At 55.9% G+C, this 20,225-nt stretch carries 15 protein-coding genes; 3 read left to right on the forward strand and 12 right to left on the reverse strand.

What is annotated here, in order from left to right; all coding sequences use genetic code 11:
* Nucleotides 1-239 precede the first annotated feature (239 nt).
* Both AB8B02_RS18795 and AB8B02_RS18800 read right to left on the reverse strand, forming a co-directional pair.
* Nucleotides 240-1,472: an MFS transporter gene (locus tag AB8B02_RS18795; RefSeq protein ID WP_439064811.1), complete on the reverse strand. Its 1,233-nt coding sequence runs from the start codon at nucleotides 1,470-1,472 to the stop codon at nucleotides 240-242.
* 402 nt (nucleotides 1,473-1,874) lie between these two features.
* Nucleotides 1,875-2,402 carry a hypothetical protein gene (locus tag AB8B02_RS18800; protein ID WP_439064812.1) on the reverse strand — a complete coding sequence of 176 codons (528 nt, stop codon included), beginning with the start codon at nucleotides 2,400-2,402 and terminating at the stop codon, nucleotides 1,875-1,877.
* Between the two features lie 223 nt (nucleotides 2,403-2,625).
* Between AB8B02_RS18800 and AB8B02_RS18805 the strand changes: the two genes are divergently transcribed.
* The gene (locus AB8B02_RS18805; RefSeq protein ID WP_439064813.1) at nucleotides 2,626-3,000 is read left to right on the forward strand and encodes a winged helix-turn-helix domain-containing protein; all 375 of its coding nucleotides are present in this window, start codon (nucleotides 2,626-2,628) and stop codon (nucleotides 2,998-3,000) included.
* 43 nt (nucleotides 3,001-3,043) lie between these two features.
* On the opposite strand, the gene AB8B02_RS18810 is transcribed toward AB8B02_RS18805, so the two are convergent.
* The 7 genes from AB8B02_RS18810 to AB8B02_RS18840 form a co-directional block, all read right to left on the reverse strand.
* A complete protein-coding gene (locus tag AB8B02_RS18810) occupies nucleotides 3,044-3,547 on the reverse strand; it encodes a hypothetical protein (protein WP_439064814.1) in 504 nt (167 codons plus the stop codon).
* A gap of 135 nt (nucleotides 3,548-3,682) precedes the next feature.
* Nucleotides 3,683-6,328, reverse strand: a complete 2,646-nt coding sequence (locus AB8B02_RS18815; protein WP_439064815.1) for an MMPL family transporter — start codon at nucleotides 6,326-6,328, stop codon at nucleotides 3,683-3,685.
* Between the two features lie 189 nt (nucleotides 6,329-6,517).
* The gene (locus AB8B02_RS18820) at nucleotides 6,518-8,389 is read right to left on the reverse strand and encodes a potassium transporter Kup (RefSeq protein WP_439064816.1); all 1,872 of its coding nucleotides are present in this window, start codon (nucleotides 8,387-8,389) and stop codon (nucleotides 6,518-6,520) included.
* A 1,081-nt stretch (nucleotides 8,390-9,470) separates the two neighbouring features.
* Complete coding sequence (locus tag AB8B02_RS18825; RefSeq protein WP_439064817.1) at nucleotides 9,471-11,783, reverse strand: FdhF/YdeP family oxidoreductase; 2,313 nt, start codon at nucleotides 11,781-11,783, stop codon at nucleotides 9,471-9,473.
* A gap of 188 nt (nucleotides 11,784-11,971) precedes the next feature.
* A complete protein-coding gene (gene cydB, locus AB8B02_RS18830) occupies nucleotides 11,972-12,958 on the reverse strand; it encodes a cytochrome d ubiquinol oxidase subunit II (protein WP_439064818.1) in 987 nt (328 codons plus the stop codon).
* 32 nt (nucleotides 12,959-12,990) lie between these two features.
* Nucleotides 12,991-14,373 carry a cytochrome ubiquinol oxidase subunit I gene (locus tag AB8B02_RS18835; RefSeq protein WP_439064819.1) on the reverse strand — a complete coding sequence of 461 codons (1,383 nt, stop codon included), beginning with the start codon at nucleotides 14,371-14,373 and terminating at the stop codon, nucleotides 12,991-12,993.
* 881 nt (nucleotides 14,374-15,254) lie between these two features.
* Nucleotides 15,255-15,776 carry a Dps family protein gene (locus AB8B02_RS18840; RefSeq protein ID WP_439064820.1) on the reverse strand — a complete coding sequence of 174 codons (522 nt, stop codon included), beginning with the start codon at nucleotides 15,774-15,776 and terminating at the stop codon, nucleotides 15,255-15,257.
* A gap of 266 nt (nucleotides 15,777-16,042) precedes the next feature.
* Between AB8B02_RS18840 and AB8B02_RS18845 the strand changes: the two genes are divergently transcribed.
* A complete protein-coding gene (locus tag AB8B02_RS18845) occupies nucleotides 16,043-16,861 on the forward strand; it encodes an alpha/beta fold hydrolase (protein WP_439064821.1) in 819 nt (272 codons plus the stop codon).
* A gap of 125 nt (nucleotides 16,862-16,986) precedes the next feature.
* Here the strand turns inward: AB8B02_RS18845 and crcB are convergent, their stop codons facing one another.
* From crcB to AB8B02_RS18860, 3 genes are all read right to left on the reverse strand, one after another.
* Nucleotides 16,987-17,385 carry a fluoride efflux transporter CrcB gene (gene crcB / locus AB8B02_RS18850; protein ID WP_439064822.1) on the reverse strand — a complete coding sequence of 133 codons (399 nt, stop codon included), beginning with the start codon at nucleotides 17,383-17,385 and terminating at the stop codon, nucleotides 16,987-16,989.
* Between the two features lie 56 nt (nucleotides 17,386-17,441).
* A complete protein-coding gene (locus tag AB8B02_RS18855) occupies nucleotides 17,442-17,912 on the reverse strand; it encodes a DUF1348 family protein (RefSeq protein WP_439064823.1) in 471 nt (156 codons plus the stop codon).
* 143 nt (nucleotides 17,913-18,055) lie between these two features.
* Complete coding sequence (locus AB8B02_RS18860) at nucleotides 18,056-18,805, reverse strand: hypothetical protein (protein WP_439064824.1); 750 nt, start codon at nucleotides 18,803-18,805, stop codon at nucleotides 18,056-18,058.
* Between the two features lie 439 nt (nucleotides 18,806-19,244).
* On the opposite strand from AB8B02_RS18860, the gene AB8B02_RS18865 reads away from it, so the two are divergent.
* Nucleotides 19,245-20,189, forward strand: coding sequence for a sensor histidine kinase (locus tag AB8B02_RS18865; protein ID WP_439064825.1), 945 nt, complete (start codon nucleotides 19,245-19,247; stop codon nucleotides 20,187-20,189).
* The last annotated feature ends 36 nt before the right edge of the window (nucleotides 20,190-20,225 follow it).

Consider the following 20,225-nt stretch of genomic DNA (forward strand, 5'->3'; position numbering starts at 1 on the left):
GACGTCAGGTGACGCCCGATCCGCACCGATGGCGGACCATGCCACCACGACGCATACCGCACACGCTGTTAGCATCGTCCGACACCAGAATGACTTGACCTTCGACTGAGCCATCCGATAGGACCCTGCAGGCAACACGTGGCCACTTATGGCGCGGGGCTGGCGCGGCGTCTTGCTCAATCCTTGTTCTATTGCCTGAAGGCACGGGCGAACGATCAAACCGCTGTTCCCCGCCCGTGTTATGTCAAGCTGCAGCTTTTCTGCTGCGCGGTGCGCAACTTCGCAAAGTAGGCGCCGACAACGACGGCGACCAGGCAGGCCGCTGCACCTGCTCCGAGAGCCAGGCGCGGACTTACGGCATCTACGAATCCGATAATGGCAGCGCCGATCGGCGTCGACCCGAGGAACGCCGTTGACCACAACGCGGTGACGCGCCCCCTGTATTCGGGAGATGATGCGAGCTGAATTGTACTGTTTCCGGTCGTGATGAACACAATACTGGCCATCCCAACCACAACAAAAATCGGCACCGCGATCTGCAGGCTAGGCGCCAGCGCTCCCGCCGCCATCGCGGCGGCATAAAGCAATGCTGCACGCAGCAGTCGGCTGATACCAGTCTCGGGCTTCCACATGCAGTACAGTCCACCGAGCACGGATCCTATGCCGAACGCGCCGATCAACCAGCTGTACGTGCTGTCTGATCCATCAAGCGAGACGCGCGCGAAAAGCGGTAAACTCACTTCGAATTCATAGGTGAACGTCCCGATAAGCGCCATCATCGCAATGGGACCGATGATATTCGGATTCCGAACTGCGTATCGAAAACCTTGCACCAACTGATTTCTGGCCGCCCTCACTCGCGAGGCCGGATGAAGATCAGCAACCTTCATGGTCAAGAGCGCGTAAAGGACAGCAGCAAAGCTCGCCGCGTTGACCAGAAAGCACCACCCGATTCCTATAGTCGCAATGAGCACCGCGGCGACGGCAGGGCCGATAGCGCGACCGACATTCACGAATGTGCTGTTCAGAGTCACAGCACTGTGTATCAGCCCCTGTCCTACCATTTCTGGAATAAAGGCTTGTCTCGCCGGATTATCCAGCGCTGACAAAATGCCAAAGCAGAGCGCCAAAGCATAGATCCACCAAATGTTGATCGCCCCGGACAGAACCAAGCCGCCCTGCAGGAATGAAAGGATTGCGAGGCTGCTCGCAGTTGCGATTAGAACGTGCCGCTTGTTGCTGCGATCCACGACAAGGCCAGCATACGGAGTCAACAGGAGGACCGGGAGATAACGGACCGCAGTGACGAACCCGACCGCCTTCGCCGAGTTGGTCAATTGCAACACGAGCAACGCCTGCGCAACGGTTTCAGTCCACGATCCGATCAGGCTGACGCTTTGGCCAGTCACAAATCTACGGAAATTCGAGACGGAGAACGCAGCGAGAGTTGAATGACTGTCAGGCTCGTTCACGCTAAGTATCGCTTTCCGTGTCAGAGATCGAAACAACCGCATCGTGGTTCATCTTGACATTCATTCAGGTCACAATCGCCGTCGCTCGTGTCCCTCTTATCGTGCGCTACGCTATTGCCTTAAATGCGAGGCCGCCGCCTGAACCGTGGTACACTTACAGCGAGGCTCAGCTACCCAAGCGTCCTGCCGACCGCCTTTGCGCGCCCACCGGTTGAGGGGCGGATTCACCCTGTGACGAAAATCGTCAGCGCCCCGCCATCTCCGGCGAATGTGTCAGCCACCTCACTCCGCCATATCGATACTCCACGGAAGCAATCCCGAGAGCACAACCGTTTGCGGCAGGCATCCTGAACCGGCTGCTAAGCGCCAACTTCTCGCCCAGCCCGCACCACCGAACAACTGCTAAACAGATGCTGCCTCGGTAAACGTCGCGACCTCGCCGTCCGCAGTGGGGGCCAGCATATGCTTCGCTTTTTCCGCGTACTCAGGCGTCCCGTGCACGGCAACTACAAACTTGTCCGCTTTTAATGCCGATTCGTACCGGACCACGGAATTCCGGGGCACACCGATCGCGCTGAGCGCCCCCGCGAGCGCGCTCACGCCGCCGACGACGATAGCGCCCTCGAAGGCATTCGCGACCATCGCCGCCAGTGGTCCTAAGATAACGAGGTGACCGAACACCGGAATGAACAAAAAGAACGACCCGAACAAAAGTCCAAACAATCCGCCCCAGAAGACACCGAGTTTGCCGAATACTTTTGCTCGATCTCCAGCATTGAAGAAGCCGACCGGAGTATCTTCGGTTTGATAATTCTTTCCGATGATCGATATCGTCTTCAGGTCGATGCCCTGCGCTGCAAGCGATTTGACTGCAACCTCGGCGGCCTCGTGCGAGGCGAAGACGGCAACAGCGACGGATGGGATGCTCACGACAATTCTCCTCTGGCTCTTTCACTTTCGTGACGGTGGACTATGATGCGCGCACCGTATTTCGAGCTCGCCTCGTCATGTCGGATAAGCACGATATTGATGAGCTGAGACCAAGATGGCGAACTGCTAATCCGTTCATCGCGACAATTAGTGCGACGGCAGAGAATACCTGCGGTCTGATACCACCATAAATCTGCAATGGGACTTCCTAAGGGGCAGCACCATGATGCAGAACTTCCCGCATGCATTGCGCGCCGACGCGATGACGCACAATTTAACTTTCGATGATTCGAAGCTCGACGCTTTTTCATTTAGAGGTTTCACTGTGTTGCCGCGGGCGCGCCGGATCGTTTCACGGGGCGCGCCAGTCGATATCGGCAGCCGCGCGTTCGATATTCTGCTCGTTCTGCTTCGAAATCGAGGTTGGATCGTAGCGAAGGAGCAGATCGTGAAAGCAGTTTGGCCATCGACTATCGTCGAGGAAAGCAATCTGCGAGTTCAGATGGCTACCCTTAGGTCTGCTCTAGGCGCCGATCGAGACGTTATCAAAACCATCCCGGGACGTGGCTACATGCTCGTCGCCGAACCTCCACCATAAGTTCGGCACGCTACATGCTGTCAAGACAACTTCTGACTTTTCATCAAGGCTGGTTGACCGCCGTTTCGATCGCTTTCGCGAGCCAATCCTCCACAGACGTGCGGCTTTTCCGAGCCTTCGCATTGATTTCGTCGACTACGGTCGGCTTCAGTGGAACGTTGAGGATGATCTCGGAGACATTTTCCACTTGGTAGACAAGTGGGATGATGCGGCTAGCGAACCGCCGGACCTTCGCGGACTTGTCGGCATCGGAGAGCGAGCTCTCCGACGCAACGATTGGACAATATGCGCCAATCAGATGATCGATTATGAGAGTTCTTGACAAGCCCTGCGCCTTCAACGCATCGATGCTCGCGTTCAGACGAGTCGGATCGTTTATCGCATTTCCCGGAGGAAGCAATTTTTGCACTTCCGCTCTCGCTTGGGACGTCGTTGCGACGTCTATAGACTCGGGGCACTCAAAGCGCGGCTGCGCCGCCTGCGCCGGAATGGTGAACCCCAGCAGCAAGGTAAGCACGCCTCCGGCCATTACTACGAAATTCCACATGAGATTCACTCCTTCTCTCAGCGAAAGGCTAGCTCTTCGTCGACTGCAACAGCATGATCCATTGCCGCCTCACTGGCTTTCCGAAGCGCGCGCTGATTGCTACGATGAAGCGCGTATAATTTAAAAATGCCGTCGTTAACGATCTTCTGCTGTCTGCTCCGCAGTCTCGATCCCAAACCTCGTTCCTGGCTTGGGGGCTATGATCTGCCGAGGCCTTCCCATCAGAACCGGTTGGAACAGAACGGCGGCGGCCATCGTACAAACCAGTGCCAGCGCCATCATCCTACCCATGCTTGACAAGCCGGGATCTTTTGAAGACCACATGCTTCCGAACGCAACCGCGTTGGTCAAAGCGCTGAACACAACTGCGCGGGTCAGGGCTGTTTCCAACAAGTGCGTTCGGCCTTCGCGCCAAGCCAGAATGAAATAGATCTTAAATGCCACCCCGACGCCGAGCAGCAGCGGAAGGGCAATGATGTTGGCAAAATTGAGCACCGTGTTGGTTATCGAACATATCTCCAACGTCACCAGACCGGCTAGCAGCAACGGTATCAACGTCAACAGGACATCCATCGCGCGTTTTAGAGCAATAAAGAGCAAAAGCGCGATCGCCGCGAGCGCAATTGCACCAGCCTCCGCGAATGCACGGATGACGGTTCTTCCTGACTCATACAGGCTGATCGCCGGCCCCGTTGCTGACGGCTCCGTCGAAAGCACCGAAGTTGCGAAAGCTCGTAGCACGGCGGCATCGTTAGCATCACCCTTCGGCATGATCTGAACCCGCGCTCGGCCATCGGGCAACAGCCAGTTGCGAACCAGGCTTGTCGGTAAATTCTCAAGCGTCACCGGCGCCGCGCCAAGGCTGTCCCGGAGGTGATCTAGCCCGTCGATCAACGATGGTACGAATGCCCTTTCAGCCTTCTGGCGTATCCCCATGTCTGATTGTGCGAGGCGCGTCAGCAAGCTGGAAAGGTTTCGCGCAGCGTCCGCGCCGCGCCCGGCGGATGCACTGCTCACCTTCGTAAGATTCGCTGCCGTCGCTCGAATAGCATCAATCGTGTCCGCATCTGCAGGCGCCGGGTCCCGCTTTTCGTCAAGGGACTTGCGAAGAGTGGATCCGGCAGCTCTGATCGCTGCGATTTTTTGCTCCTGATCGTCTGGAATCAAGCTGTTGAGTGTCAGCGCGCGCAATACCTGCGGCAGGGCCGCCAGACGTTTGGCAACGCTTTCTGCGTCGGCAATGGATTTCGTGACAACTTCTGCATCGCTTCCGCCAGTCAGCGGATTGTCTTGAATCTCGCGATACGTGACCACAGACGGCGCATTCGGATTTTGCAAGTCGATCGGATTGAAATCGAATGGAAGTCGAAACAGCAGCGGTGCCCCGGCAATAACCATCAGAAAAGTGCCGGCAATGACCACAGCGCGATGGCGCTGCAGGAAATCGTCGAGTGGCGCAAGCCTGGCGAACCCTACAGGCATAACCTCTCCGGGCGGAGAGAGAAGCGCCAAAACCGCCGGCACCAGTGTGATGCTACATAAGAATGCGATTAACATTCCGCAGCCTGCTATCAGCCCCAGTTCTGAGAGGCCCTTGTAACTGGTTGGCAGAAACGAAAAAAACGCAACGGCGGTGGCAGCCGCGGCGAGCGTTAGAGGCATTGCTACCTCACTAGCTGCCCGGCGCAGCGCCTCATGCAGATCGTCATGTAGATGTCTTTCGGAGCGGTATCGGACGCTCAGCTGAATGCCAAAATCCACGCCCAGCCCAACGAACAGCACAAAGAATGCGATCGAAAGCAGATTGAACGATCCCAGCAGCACGAGGCCTAGCGCGGTGGTCGCAGCAAGTCCGACCAGAACGCCGAACGTGACAGCAAGGACAATCTTCCACGACCGCAACGCCATCCAAAGGATGATCAATGTACCGAGCAACGCAGATATCGTGTCGCGCGACGCGCTCTCCTGAATGACCGAAAACTGGTCGTCATTTATCGGTACTGTTCCGGTCAGCTGCACAGTGGCGCCGAACATTTCGTTCAGTTTGAGGTCGGCTGCCGCACGACGGATGCCGTCCGTCGCCTTTCTGCCAGGCTGCAGTGCCGAAAATTCTAGTACCGGCTGGACCTCGATGAAACGCCGCAATTGCGTGACCGGCGGCGGCGCTCCCTGCACAAGAGCCTGCCACGAGAATACCGAAAGCTTGCCGGCAAGGACATCACTTAACACTCTCCCGGACAGTAACAGTGGCCATTCGAGCTGGCTGAGCTTGACCTGCCCGCCTTCAACCCCGCCAACTGCAAGATTGAGAGCGGTCAGGACGCCGCGCAAGCTCGGATCGCCGGCGAGCGTGTCAACAAGCACGTCCGCTTTCGAGAGGCTCGCCATTGATTCCGTGACATTTTGCAAAGGCTCAAACAAAAGCCCGTTCTGCTGAAAGAATGTACCGCTTTCCGGCCGAAGCACCGACTCGAACAGGTCCGTGTGCTTGGCAAGTTCGACTTGTAAAACATCGGTGGCTTGCGCTACTTGTTCAAGCGTCGGGGCTGTAACCACGACCAGAATGCCCATTTGTGGAAACGCTTTTTCGAAGTCGGTCTGACGCTGCCGCCAGGGTAAGTCTCTCGCAATTAGGTTTTCCGTATCGGTATTGATCGAGAAGCGCGTCACGTCGTAGACAGCGGCGGAGGCGGCTAGTAGTGCTCCAAGAATGAAAACTGGCCATGGATAACGCGCGCAAAAATCTACCACCCTGATCACGACCGATCTCACCATCTGCATCAACTTTCCGTATATCCGCGCGTTGCTACATCGATCTTTGGCACTGCTCGTAAGCGGCAAACCCGAACCGCTTTGACGCTCGATCTCGGACTATGCCCGCCACCAGTACATTGGTGTGCGGTAACGTCTTCCTCGTTATCGCCGGGTTTCAAATTCGAACGCGAGACTTCGCGGCCACATCGCTCAAGCTTACAGTTCGAGGCGACAACCGAGTTCGACAAGCGTATCGGTCGGCATCTTAAACTGGTCGATGGCGCGGGCGGAATTCCGCAGCATGAATGCAAACAACGCTGTCCGCAGGCGGTCCACCAATGGATTGGCTATTCCGCTCACGACATCATGACTCTCGATGAAATAGCAGGCGCTCGAGAGCTGCGGCCCATCAAGATCGGTTAAAGCAAGAAGGGCGGCTGGCAGATCGGGGTCTTCCCGAAAACCGAAGTGCACGTTGATGCGCCAAAAGTCATCTGCAAACTTCGCAATTCTGACCCTACCGGCAGCGGCAACGCGCGGTACCCGGTCAAAATTGACAGACAATAGAACCACGATCTTTTGCAATGAACCGGTCCTTCGCACATAGTCGACGACGACAGGCGGCACGTCTTCCGACAGCCGTGTAAGAAATATCGCCGCACCGTTCACTCGGACAATTTTGTCGCTATCGAGGGACCGAAGAAATTGCTGAGATGACCTCGATCGAGCGCTATCTCTAAGCCGCAGCGACTCTGCTCCCGAATGCCACGTCGCCATTATGCCGAATAAAAGACCCCCGATCGATAGCGGTATCCATCCGCCGTCGCCGATCTTCAGAACGCACGCCATGAAGAAGGAAAGATCAACGATGAGGAATATGGCTATCAGCGCCGCTAACCACACCACGGGCCAATGCCGCCATTGTGTCTGCAGGGCTCTATAAAGCAGCACTGTCGTAAGCACCATCGTTACGGAGACGGCGGTGCCATAAGCGCCTGCCAACCGATCGGCGCTGCCAAACCCAACGACTAGCAGGACTGTGATGGTCATCATGGCCCAGTTCACAACCGGCACGTAAATCTGTCCGAACTGATCGGCGGACGTGTGCTTGATTCGGATCGCTGGTAACCACCCCAGCTGCGTCGCCTGCTCGGTCATTGAAAAACATCCCGATATAATCGCCTGGCTCGCAATGATCGATGCCATCGTTGCCAATGCGACGAGGGGATAGAGAGCCCAAACCGGCGCCATTTCGAAGAATGGATTCGTGATCCTGCCGGAATCGAGCACGTTGCCGATCTGTCCGGCGTAATTGAGGATCAACGCGGGGAACACCAGGGAATACCACGCCGTTCGAATCGGTCGGCGTCCGACCTGGCCCATGTCGGCGTAAAGCGCTTCAGCACCGGTAAGCGCCAGGAAGACTGCCCCAAGCGTCGTCAGTCCCACACCGCCGTTGCTGACCAGCAAGCGCAGCCCGTAGACTGGATTGATCGCCTTGAGAACCTCGGGATGCCGCCAGATGCCGCCGATGCCGAGGATTGCTATCGTTACGAACCAAATCAGCATGATCGGGCCGAAGGCCCTGCCAACCGAACCCGTTCCGCGTTTTTGTAGGGCAAACAAAAGAACAAGAATCGCCACAGCCATCGGCGTCGTGTATGGCACGAACAGCCCCGTAGCGACGTTAAGACCTTCCACCGCACTGAGAACCGAAATTCCTGGAGTGATCATACCGTCGCCGTAAAGCAGGGCCGCTCCAAACAAACCCATAACGATCAACGATCGCGCGGAGCCCTTCCATCTGGCTCCGGTCATGATCATCAAAGCGAGAATTCCTCCTTCGCCCTGATTGTCGGCGCTCATTACAATCCAGCAGTACTTCACCGAGACGGTGATGATGAGCGCCCAAACGATGAGCGAGAGCGAACCCAGTGCCGCATCCGGGGTAAACTGACCGCCCATGGTCAACGCGATCGCCTGGACTGTGTATAGGGGGCTTGTGCCCAGATCCCCATAAACTATGCCAAGAGCCAACAATGCGGCTTTGGAGCCCCGAGCGGTGGCATCACAACTCATGATCATCATGATCCCGCGAGACCGTGCTCCAAGCTTCCGGTACTTTGCACAGTAAACAGCCCGAGCCGGTCGACGCCGGTTCAGCTACTCTTGCTTACGCCACCGGAAACTTCTTTCGACCGGAGTGTGTCGATGTCATATATGCACGACCGCCATCTAGTGCTGATTTCGCCATAGATTCGACTAGAGATTTCTGCTGTAGAAATGAAAACGCTTTACCGAGCAGGCCGGCCTTTCAGAGCGTACCCCGCCTTCAATTTACGCTCAGCGGAGTTTTCTGACATCAACGGCCTAACCAAATAGAGCCGCTCTGGGACGAGTTATACCGGCGCAGATATTCGTGTCATGCCGCAGTATCCCAACCACGTAGTTATCTCGCCACGTTCGTTCTCCGTTGATTTTTGCAGAACAATATCGACGATGGCTGCATCAAAATGCATCGTTTGCAGTTGCGTATTCCAAGGATTCTCGCTCCTCGTTAACAGCCGATGTGTCCAATGACATTGCGAGCGCCACATCGTCTGCTGCGCTTTTCGAACGTTGATTATGCACTCACACTACGTCGCCTGACATGCCCAGTTCGCGCGGTGTGGTTGCGTAGATTCGGGTCTCGCGAGCTTCAGCATCGTTCATTTCGGCAAGACTTGCGCTAACGTGTGTGTCAACAATCTAAGCGTGGCATGATCTTGACGCTGGAAACTATCGTGAAACCAATCTTCGTCACCCTGGTTGTTTTGGCCTTGGCGCCGCCAGCTTTCGCCGGGGCATGTAAGCAATCGATTATCGATCTTCAGGTTAGGATAGATGCGGCCATCGAGCGTCAGGCCCGGACGGGCCACTGGAAGCCCGAGAGCCTGGCGGCGTTGCGCAACAACCAGCCGACCCCCGGCTCAATAGCTGCGACCGAAGGGCGTAAGGGTGTCAGCTTCCAAGCCATCCTCGACTCGATAGATCGTGCTCGCGCTGCCGACCGCAGAGGTAGTTCCGCAGCATGCGGCCGCGAGCTCGCACAGGCGCGCTCTCTGCTGCGAAAGCAGCGGCGTTAGTTTGACTGGCCCACGGCTCTCACATCGAGAGCACTAGTATCCTGCTATTGTTCGTGGACGCTGACAGCCGCTCCGTCGCTTTTCGAATGCGCAAGCCTGACTGGTACGCCTTTGTAAGAGGGCGTTAAGCTTTCCGGATCGCGGGAATACAGCGGGACGAGCGGGTTCGCCTCTGGATAATACGCCGCACAGCAACCTGCCGGAAACGCGTAGCGGATGACACGAAGATTGCGCACAATGCGCTCGATGCCGTCGGACGACGCGGTGACCACGTCGACGCGGTCCCCGTCGGCAAGATCTCGTTTCAGCATATCGAACTCGTTGAGGAACAAAACGTCGCGTTGGCCATATACCCCCCTATAACGATCAGACAATGAATACAACGTGCTGTTGTATTGGTCGTGGCTGCGGATCGTACTGAGCCAGAGGACATCCTGATCGTCGTCACGGATATCTTCGCCGAGTCCGTCAAAGACCAAGAAATTTGCCTTGCCCGAGGGAGTCTTCCAGATCCGCTCTCGAGCGGTTGATGTAAGATGAAAGCCGCCAGGGACTCTAATGCGCGCGTTGTAACCTTGAAAGATCGGAAATACGGCCTCTATCGCATCGCGTATGCCGTCATAGTCCGCGACAAGGCCATCCCAGTCGACAACCGTCCGATTACCAAGCGTCGCCTTAGCGACACCGGCGACTATCGCCGGTTCGCTGAGAAGATGATCAGACGCGGGAGTATTACGGCCGGCTGACGCATGTACCATAGACATAGAATCTTCTACAGTGATCGATTGAAGCCCCCCCTCCTGAACATCGATCTCAGTACGCCCCAGGCACGGTAGGATCAGAGCTGCACGACCATGGACAAGATGGCTGCGGTTGAGCTTGGTGGAGACATGAACAGTCAGATCGAGGTTCCGCAACGCTGCGCGAGTCATCTGCCAGTCGGGAATTGCGGCGGCGAAATTTCCGCCCATTGCGAAAAGCACTTTGACCTCTCCACGTATCATCGCCTCGAGCGCGGTGACGACGTTGTGCCCCGGCGCCGACGGAGGTTTGAAGCCGAAGCGCTGCTCCAGCTTGGCAAGAAACTCCGCGCTCGGCACTTCCGTAATCCCAACCGTCCGATCGCCCTGCACGTTCGAATGCCCCCGAACTGGACAGAGGCCAGCGCCCTCTTTTCCGATCTGCCCTCGCAATAGCGCTAGATTGGCCAATTGCTGCACGTTGCGCGTCCCGCACCGGTGCTGCGTAATACCCATGCCATAGACGATGATCGTCCGTTCCGATTTCATATAAGCATTTGCAGCATACTGCATGTCTTCGCGTGTCAGGCCGGACTGCCGCTCGATGTCCGACCATTGCGTGCTCTTGAGATCCTGAACAAGCGCTTCGATGCCGACGGTGTGGCCGCGGATGAAATCCCAGTCGAGCCGTGATGGTTGGTCAATTGCATGGGCCGCATCATCTGCCTCCACTATCACTTTCATGATGCCCTTTAACACTGCGACATCTCCGCCGACACGTACCTGAAACAATCTTGAACTGATCGGCGTTGATGTCAGCGTGAGCATCTCGAGTGGGCTTTGAGGCGCCTGGAAGCGCTCGAGTGAGCGCTCACGAAATGGGTTTATCGATATAATCGTGGCGCCGCGTCGTGAAGCATTGCGAAGGCTGGTCATCATTCGCGGACTGTTGGTGCCCGGATTCTGGCCAAAGATAAAGATGCAATCCGCCTTGTCGAAATCCTCAAGCAACACCGTTCCCTTGCCGACCCCGATTGATTGTAGCAAGCCGACACTGGTGGCTTCGTGGCACATGTTAGAACAGTCGGGGAAGTTGTTGGTCCCATATTCGCGCACAAAGAGTTGGTACAGGAACGCGGCTTCATTTGAGGTCCGGCCGGATGTGTAGAATTCCGCCAAGTCGGGGCTAGACAACGCTTTCAGATGGCGACCGATGATCGCGAAAGCCTCGCTCCATTCCACGGGCATGTAGCAGTCGGACGCCGAGTCATAGGCCATGGGATGCGTGATGCGCCCGGTCATTTCGAGCTCGTGATCGCTCCATCCCGCTAGTTCGGCTACCGGGTGGGCGGCCAGGAAATCCGGCGTACAGCGCATCGCTGTGGTTTCCCAGGCGATCGCTTTGCCGCCATTTTCGCAGAACTCAAACGAAGACGTGTGCTTCGGGTCCGGCCAAGCGCAGCCGGGGCAGTCAAATCCCTCCGGCTGATTCATGCGACTTAACGTTGCGGCACCCTTAAGCGCGACACGCTGTTCCAGAAGAAGTTCACTCAGCGCTTTCAGCGCCCCCCAACCACCGGCAGGTTTGCGATAGTTGCGAATGGCTTTCTTGGTCATCTTAACATTCCTCCTCTCAAACAGCACCGCAGCCAAGATGACGCGATCGTCCTTCAAATGGACCGCCGTTTTCCAGAACTACACCTTGCAATTGGTCCACTGGAGCGAGCATCACATATTCTTGGCTACTGGCAACGACCATGCGGCTTGACGGGCGCAAACGGCGACCTATTGACGTCCGCGCGAAGTTAATAGTGCCCTGATGTGGGCCTTAACTTTCCCTTGAAGATTCGAAAGCCAGTGACCGTGTAGATCAGCATCAGCGGAAAGATGAAAAGCCCCTCTCCCCAAAACATGAACGCCAGGGTCGAATGCGGCGCTGCTGCCTGGTCGATGGTGATGGAAAACGGTATCATGTAAGGCCAGAACGATAGTGCTAGCGTGCCAAACGCCGATACGAAGATCAGTGAGACCATGTGAAACGGCCAGTGATCATTGTGTCGCAGTATACTCACGGCCAACACGCAGGCTGCGGCAGCGCCGATGGCTGGGAAGACAAACAGATACGGTCGTTCCATCCACCGATTCAGAATCGGCATATTCTGTAAAAGTGCGTGGCTGAAGACGAGGATCAAAAATAGCAACACTCCGATTGCTAAAAGCGGTATCTGGCGATGTGCCTTTTGGCGAACCGCGCCGCTGCACTTTCTTACCAGCCAGCAGGCACCAAGCAACGAATAGCCCAGGCAAAGGCCTGCACCGCACAAAACAGAAAATCGACTGAGCCAGCCGAACATTCCTCCCGTGTACGCACCGTCCATAACCGGCAGCCCCTTTGCCAGAGCTCCTACCATCACGCCCTGCATGAACGTGGCGACAAGCGAGCCGCCGGCGAAGCTAACATTCCAGACCCAGCGAAATTGCACCGTCTTGTTTCGGAATTCGAACGCCACACCACGCAAGATCAGACCCAGCAACATGAAGACGACCGGAAAATAAAACGCCGACAGAACGGTCGAATAGACGATCGGAAAGGCGCCCCATAGTATTACGCCGGTCACGACCAGCCATGTCTCGTTGCCGTCCCAGAACGGCGCGATCGCCCCCAGCATGGCGCGCCGCCTTGGCTCGCTGTTCGGAAGCAAGAACAGGATGCCGACACCCAGGTCAAAGCCATCGAGCAAGAGATAGATCAGGATGCTGATCGCCAGCAACGCAACCCAGTACATCAGCATAGGTTATCCTCTTGCTTGGGCATTACGCGCCATCAAACGGAATCTGTATCGGCAAGCGACATGGGACGATTTGGCGCGGCATCCACCGGCACGGTGGCCAGACGTCCGACTGGGCCGGCGCGCAGGAGCCGGTAGATATAGTAGGTGCCAAACGAAAAGATGAAGAGATAGACTGCGGCGAACAATGCCAATGTGGTGGCCGCGGCATGTGCCGTGAGAAATGGGGTTACCGCGTCAGCCGTTCGTAGCTTGCCGTAGACGACCCAAGGCTGGCGGCCAACTTCCGCAGTGTACCATCCAGCTAGGGTTGCGATGAATGGCAGCGGAAAGCTGAGGAAAAGGCACCACAGGAGCCAACGGCCTCGTTCGATCCTATTACGGGCAACACGCCAAGATCCGAGCCAAGCCAGCCCTAACATAACTAATCCGCAGCCAACCATGACACGGAAGGTCATGAAAGGGATTAACACTGGTGGCCGGTCTTGAGGCGGGAAGGACGTCAACCCGACTTCCTTCGAGGTCGTGCTCATGCTAGCGATGATGCTGCCAAGCACCGGGATCTTAACTTCGTAGAGGTTCGATTCCGTCGTCGCATCCGGAATACCGATGATCACTTCACTTGCGGGCTGCTCGTCGTGCCAGCGCGCCTCGATGGCCGCAAATTTGGCCGGCTGGTATCGGTGCACATTGTCGCCAACAAAATGCCCGAACACGACCTGCACGGGCAGAATGACGGCCGCAAGGAAAAGGCCCATTCGAAGCATGACATGGGCCTCAGCTCGATAGATGCCTCGCAGCATATACCATGAGCCCGTGGCCGCGATGCAGAATGCGCCTGCCAAGTAAGCCGCAAGCAACATATGCACGAAGCGCGTAAACACGACCCAGTTAACGACAATCTGACCCCAGTCGGTCGGCACAAACATCCCGTCTTGCTCAACGTAACCAACCGGCACCTGCATCCAGCTGTTGTTGACCATGATCCAGAAAGCGGATAGCGCGGTTCCGAGTGCTACCATTGCTGCCGCAAACAGATAAACACCTGGACGCACACGCGACCTACCAAAGACCAGAATGCCAAAGAAGCTTGCCTCAAGCATGAAGGCAGTGAATGTTTCATACGATAACAGCGGGCCCTGGATCGGTCCCGACATCTTTGACAGCACACTCCAGTTAGTTCCGAACTGAAATCCCATCACCACACCGGACACGACACCAAGACCAAATGCCACGCCGAATATCTTGAGCCAAAACTCGAACAGCGTCTGATACACGGGCCGCCCGGTGTACAAATGCAGCGCCTCCAGCACTGTGAGCCACGCGGCAAGGCCGATTGTGAAGGCCGGGAAAATGATGTGGAAGGAAATAGTAAAGGCGAACTGGATACGTGAAAGAAGAAGAGCCGTTTCATCCATCGATCGATCTCCCCGCGGCCAGATAATAGACCGCGACACAGGAGATACTTTGTGCATGTGCCCGCTGGCTTCCGAAAAGGCGCGTGGCTTGCAAATACGCATGGAATTAATCATCTCATGCTAATCTTGAACTCCATTCCCATCAGCAGCACACGACACCACAGACATCCAAAAGGTGGCGAGTATCGACGGACTGTATCCCGCGGGACTCTTTATTGCCGAACCGCGCTGTGATGACGAAACAGAAGACGCGAAGTCGCCGTCGTCATTACTGCGCGTCCACCATCAGAATCGGTCACCGAAGCGTTAGCTCAACGCATGCTAAGCATTTTCCCAGTCATATTACTCGACAGATGATTCGCCGGTTTGCTCATCCAGCGCTCCCTGTCGGCAGGCACGTCGAAGGAAAGACGACCATGGCAAATGCAACAGCGCATTAGGTTAGTAAGGTTCGTCGCTGCGACAACGAAGCCATCTCGCTCGCAGGCCCGCTTAGCGGCACCGAGCGCGGTTTGCGACTCACGCTTAAAAGAAGACCGACGATCAAAACAACTGCCGGTGCGTCATACCCTTTTTCCCGCGCACCGTTGCTGACTCCCGCCCCGGTTGACGAGGAGCGGTGCACGATCCACACCTCGGCCTAATAACATCAAAAGTCGAGGGTTCCAGAGCTGACGCTAGACCGTTATCGCTCTGACCCGCAAAGGCGACCACACCCAGAGGGGTCTCGCCTAGGTCTAGTGCGGAGAATTGAACCGAATGCCCGGGTGTGAACGCGCCAGGTCCTAGCGACGCGGGGCGCTTCACTTTTGAGATAAGCGCGTAAACTATGCGAAGCTTCGATCTTTTGACTCCATCGGCTGGTCATGTCGATGGACTATTCAAGTGTCCGAATTCATCCGACTCTGGGAGGCTTCAAAAAGAAACCAGGTACGCCGCTCAGTCTCGTCGATCCACTTTTCGAGCGCACTCGCTGTTCCGAAATCAACATACTCACCACAGAGCCGATGTATGGCACGCATCTCACGTGTTAATCTCTGATTATCGGCACACAGCTGAGCCAGCATATCTCGCGGACTGACGTAATCTGCGTCATTATCCGCGATCGTCTGGTATCGAACGATATCGCCAACAGAACGAATCGTGGATCCGCCCAACTTGCGCGCACGCTCGGCAATCTCGCTTACCATGGCAAGCACTTGATCACCATGTTCGTCTAACATGAGATGGTATTCACGAACGTGGGCCCCAGACATATGCCAGTGGAAGTTTTTGATTTTTACATACAAGGCAAGGACGTCCGCCAACAGAATTCTCAAAGTGCGCGGGATACGCCTCACGGCGTCGGGGCTTAAATCGGTCTGGCTCGTTAATGGCGTGCGAAGACGCGCGTTGTCGAGCATTCTACTGTCCTCAATGGTGGGATGATCAAACCATCCTTATTTCGTCGTTGTCTATGCTTGCGCCAAGCCAGCGTCTTGCACGGCCGTGCGATCTCTTGCGCAATGGCACGGCGCGATTAGACCCGTCAGCACTCTCGGTTCGGATTATTCTCCAAGACTCGAACCTGGCGTGCATTTCCGTAACGGATAGAGGATGCAGAAATACACTTTATGGCGCACTCAAGTAACGTGAGCTGCTCCCACCAACCAAACAACCGAGGATCAACATGAGTACTTTCAAAACCAAGGACGGCACAGAACTATTTTACAAAGACTGGGGCTCCGGGCAGCCTGTTGTCTTCAGTCATGGTTGGCCGTTGTCATCCGAAGCTTTCGAAGACCAGATGTTTTTTCTGGCTTCGCGCGGTTATCGCTGCATCGCTCACGATCGCCGCGGTCATGGACGATCAGGCCAACCGTGGAATGGCAACGATATGGACACGTATGCTGACGACCTCGCCGAACTGATCGAAGCATTGAATATAACTGACGCTATCCATGTGGGGCACTCCACGGGAGGCGGTGAGGTCGCGCGCTATATCGCGCGTCATGGCACAAGGCGAGTGGCGAAGGCTGCGTTGATTGCCGCTGTGCCGCCTTTGATGCTGCAGACAAAGGCCAATCCTGGTGGCTTGCCCACCTCGGTTTTCGATGGGCTGCGCACGAGCATAATCACCGACCGCTCGGCGTTCTGGAAGGATCTCAGCATGCCTTTTTACGGTTACAATCGGCCGAACGCAAAGGTTTCAGAAGGGGTTCGTCACTCGTTTTGGCGACAAGGAATGATGGTTGGATTCCCGGGCGCGTACTTCTGTGTCAAAGCATTTTCGGAAACCGATCAGACCGAAGACTTGAAAAAATTCGACGTGCCGACGCTTATCATTCAAGGCGACGACGACCAGATCGTGCCGTTCAACGATGCCGGTGCGCTCCAGGCCAAGCTCGTCAAGGGAGCTATCTTGAAGGTTTACGAGGGCGCGCCCCACGGGCTATGCACGACGCACAAGAGCCAGGTCAGTGAAGATCTGCTGGCGTTCTGCAAATAACCGACCTAGCGCATCTTCAGACCATTTATCTTTGCCGACTAACGCTCATCAATCGACTCCGGCGTTTCGCTGGGGTCGATTTTATGTAGCACTCGGAGCTGAACAGATACGCCGTTGAACTATCCCTATCGCGGCGACGGCCGGCTGAGCCAATCAGCCACAAGGTAGCCGGCGATGGCCGCGGTAAGGCAGAGCGCAACCGACATTCCGACATTTAACAGCGCCCGCACTGGCGCCCCGGCGCGAAGCAGGTCAACGGATTGCAAGCTGAACGACGAGAAGGTTGTGAAGCCGCCACACACACCGACCATAAAGGCGTTCCGCCACAGATCTGCCGTCGGATAGCGGCCGCTTGAAGCGGTGATCGCCGCGAAGAGAGCGATCGCAAACGAGCCGATCACGTTGGTTAAGATCGTGCTCCACGGCAAGCTTTTACTGATGGGCAGCAGCCACAGCGATATCCAGAATCGCAAAATAGAACCTAACGCGCCGCCAGCTGCCACTACCAAGGTTGTACGCCACATCTCATCATGCCTTCGTCTTGGATCGGCTCGCGAAAACGATCGCGAGCCTAAGACACTCAAAGCCCAAGATCCGAGAGACTCGGATGATCTGAGGGACGCGGCTTGGTGCGATCCCAGTGGTACTTGCGCTCCTCCTCTTTGATTGGAAGATCATTTATGCTCGCAATGCGGCGTTGCATCAGTCCGTTCGAATCGAACTCCCAATTTTCATTGCCGTATGATCGATACCAACTTCCCGAGTCATCGTGCCACTCATAGGCAAACCGTACCGCGATGTGGTTGTCGGTAAACGCCCACAACTCTTTGATCAAACGATAGTCCAATTCTCTTTGCCACTTGCGCGTCAAAAATCGCACAATCTCTTCGCGGCCACGGATGAATTCGGCACGATTCCGCCAGTAGCTGTCTGGCGTGTAGACGAGTGCAACCTTGCCCGGATTACAAGAATTCCAACCGTCTTCGGCGCCGCGCACCTTCTGAATCGCAGTCTCTAGGTTAAAGGGTGGTAAGGGCGGGCGGCTTTCCATTGCAATACACCTTCTGTCTACGGTTACTTATGTCCAACGGCATAGGCTCGAGGTGTCTTGTCGTCTTTTGAAAGCGTTTCAGGATTATACGAACGCACTACGCTCGATCTTCGAGGGGCGGCATACAAGTCTAGGCAGGTTCGCTAAGCCCGGTCGATCCGACATGCGAAGTGGGATGAGGGCGGGATAACACTATAAAGTGGCACTTGGCCGAGCTCTTCTGGGACAATAGTGCGCTCTTGATCCGGTTTTGCCGCAGGATTGCGGCTGCCGTAGTCTTCGTGCTGTATCGGAAGGAGAACCGTGATTGAAGTGCCCGAGTCCGGGTGCCGATCTACGACGACGCGGCCGCGTAACCCCGCCGCGAAGTGCCTGGCCATTTCCACTGACGCGCGGCGGTCAGGCTGCGGGGTAGTGTTCGCTTCCCAAGCAAGCAGGCGAGCACCAGACGTCGCAGGATCCACATCGCCTGTATCTACGACACAGATTTGCAAGAAGACATGTTGGGGCTCTGCTCTCACCACGTTAGAACGCGTCTCGATAATTATCTTTCCGGCGCCAATGATGGCATGTCGCGCATCTAGCGCAAGATTGAACAGCACGGTTTCGAGATGGCCGGGATCGCAAAACACGTTCGGCAGGTTCTTACCGAGATCGATCTCAATATCAATCGTAAACCCGGCCATGCTGCGTAGAAGCACGCTCATACCGGCAAGGATCGCATTGACACTGACCGGTCCGACTTCGCTTTTCTTTGGGCGCGAAACCGCCATTAGCTTACGCGAGAGTATTGCAGCCTGATGCAGCGAGCTAACGGCCGCGTCAAGCAAGGGTCCGAGATCTTTTGGCTCTTCTTCACCGATCCGCGTGTGCATAATGTCAAGCGCGCTCAAGACTCCGTGGAGTCTTGCTTCGAGGTCATTAGACACTCGGCCAACAAGCTGTCTAGCCACTTGCATACGATGGATGCTCCTGAGAACGGCCGCCCTGGACCGCCGCTCCGAACCTACCGCCCCCGCGGCCCGCGCTTTACCATTCATCTTTTTGGTCATTTCAAGAGACTTCCCGATGTTTCACCGCGCGCCAATCTTGCCCAACGTGTGATCGGCCGTTGGGTCACTGGAGAATGGTGAATGCATCTGACCGCCATCGTCTTTCGACGTACTTTGGTGGGTTTCGCATCTGCACGGCGTCGCTGCTCGCGACGCCCGGCCGTCGAGATGACGATCTCTATTGATTCCGTTCCATCTGGGAAAAGCGACGTGTTTCTCAATATACGGTGATGGACGAGCGGCGCATCCTGCACCCGCTAGTCTCTGACAGGGGAATACCATGGAAAGAGAATCCTTTCTGCCCACGCAAGGTCGTTTCCTCAGCACTGACCTACGCCCAATGTTTCCTCTTATTGCCTCCTTAAGCGGATCTCCCGAACTAATCGTGGATCTTCGTGAGCCCCAGATTGATGCGCGCGAGGAAACGGAGGACGAACGCTTCGTTACTGTCCGCCATGAAGAAGTGCCGAACATCGGCTCGGTGGCGCCAGGCATTCGGGAAATCGAGGCCCTTCACATGCTTTCGAACGGCCTTGCACACGATCTCAATAATCTTTTTCAGGTCGCGACGTCTGCGCTTTCGCTGATCGAACTTCGCGCTAAACTAGGCCGCGACGCCGATATTCCGGGGCTCATCGAAAAAGCGTCACTCGCGCTCAATCGCGCTCAATCGGTCATACATCGGTTGATCCAGCTACCCGTTCATCCATCCGATCGCGCTGAAGAGGTCGACGTTAATGCGACCATTACATCATTGCGTGACCTCTTTTCTGTATTAGCGGGTTCCGACATCGACGTGTCGCTTGCTCTCTCTTTGCGGAGACCGCTCATTTTCTGTGATATCCTCGACTTTGAGAATGCGTTACTCAATCTGGTGACAAATTCAAAGAACGCTATTTCTGACGAAGGACGGATCACCATCAAAACATCCGTGGAATTGCTTCCGTCTTTGTCAATGTCCCCCCGTACGGATGATTCCCACTACGTCGTAATAACGGTATCTGACTCAGGACATGGCATGTCCGAAGCCGTCGCCACACGCGCCTTTGATGCTTTCTATTCGACGCGTGCTAGCAACGGAGGAACCGGGCTAGGGCTCGCTATGGTCCGGCGCTTCCTTTCCGACGTTTCCGGGCGAAGTAAAATCGAGAGTACCGTCGGGTCCGGCACATCTATCTCGCTGATCATTCCAATGGTGCAGCGTAAAACGCCACGCGATATCTAATTCGCCAAACAATTAACTATCAAAGCCAAGACATGG

The sequence above is a fragment of the Tardiphaga sp. 862_B3_N4_1 genome, assembly GCF_051811085.1.
In the GTDB taxonomy this organism is placed as follows: domain Bacteria; phylum Pseudomonadota; class Alphaproteobacteria; order Rhizobiales; family Xanthobacteraceae; genus Tardiphaga; species Tardiphaga robiniae.

Coding starts and splice junctions, on each gene's coding strand:
- AB8B02_RS18825 (WP_439064817.1), bottom strand. CDS start 11,783: ATGACCAAGAAAGCCATTCGCAACTATCGCAAACCTGCCGGTGGTTGG.
- cydB (WP_439064818.1), bottom strand. CDS start 12,958: ATGCTGATGTACTGGGTTGCGTTGCTGGCGATCAGCATCCTGATCTAT.
- AB8B02_RS18815 (WP_439064815.1), bottom strand. CDS start 6,328: ATGCAGATGGTGAGATCGGTCGTGATCAGGGTGGTAGATTTTTGCGCG.
- AB8B02_RS18845 (WP_439064821.1), top strand. CDS start 16,043: ATGAGTACTTTCAAAACCAAGGACGGCACAGAACTATTTTACAAAGAC.
- AB8B02_RS18810 (WP_439064814.1), bottom strand. CDS start 3,547: ATGTGGAATTTCGTAGTAATGGCCGGAGGCGTGCTTACCTTGCTGCTG.
- AB8B02_RS18805 (WP_439064813.1), top strand. CDS start 2,626: ATGATGCAGAACTTCCCGCATGCATTGCGCGCCGACGCGATGACGCAC.
- AB8B02_RS18855 (WP_439064823.1), bottom strand. CDS start 17,912: ATGGAAAGCCGCCCGCCCTTACCACCCTTTAACCTAGAGACTGCGATT.
- AB8B02_RS18840 (WP_439064820.1), bottom strand. CDS start 15,776: ATGCTCGACAACGCGCGTCTTCGCACGCCATTAACGAGCCAGACCGAT.
- AB8B02_RS18820 (WP_439064816.1), bottom strand. CDS start 8,389: ATGATGATCATGAGTTGTGATGCCACCGCTCGGGGCTCCAAAGCCGCA.
- crcB (WP_439064822.1), bottom strand. CDS start 17,385: ATGTGGCGTACAACCTTGGTAGTGGCAGCTGGCGGCGCGTTAGGTTCT.
- AB8B02_RS18865 (WP_439064825.1), top strand. CDS start 19,245: ATGGAAAGAGAATCCTTTCTGCCCACGCAAGGTCGTTTCCTCAGCACT.
- AB8B02_RS18835 (WP_439064819.1), bottom strand. CDS start 14,373: ATGGATGAAACGGCTCTTCTTCTTTCACGTATCCAGTTCGCCTTTACT.